Raw genomic sequence first — 271 nt, 5'->3', positions numbered from 1 at the left:
CCCCCACCCGGGGCGCCGACGGCACCCTGCTGGTGGCCGGCTCCCCCTCCATCTGCCGCCTGGAACGCCTGCTGGGCCGCGCCCTGGCCGCGCCCGAACACCTCAATTCGGTCGGCGGGCTGATCGTGCACCAGCTGCAGCGCCGGCCCGAAGAAGGCGAGGAAGTGCGCATCGACGGCCAGCTGTTCACCGTCAAGCGCATGGCCGGCCACCGGATCCCGGCCGGCACCGTACGGCTGGCGCCCGAAGAGGCCGACGCGGACCCCGGGGC

Annotated in this window: 1 protein-coding gene; it reads left to right on the top strand. The window is 75.3% G+C overall.

Going from position 1 to position 271, the window contains the following annotated elements:
* On the top strand, nucleotides 1–271 hold a 271-nt coding region (locus ACQG3P_RS19790; protein WP_426805995.1), incomplete at both ends, for a transporter associated domain-containing protein.

Source organism: Stenotrophomonas sp. SrG (genome assembly GCF_050031795.1).
In the GTDB taxonomy this organism is placed as follows: Bacteria; Pseudomonadota; Gammaproteobacteria; order Xanthomonadales; family Xanthomonadaceae; genus Stenotrophomonas; species Stenotrophomonas rhizophila_A.
This window is presented reverse-complemented; position numbering and strand designations above follow the sequence as displayed.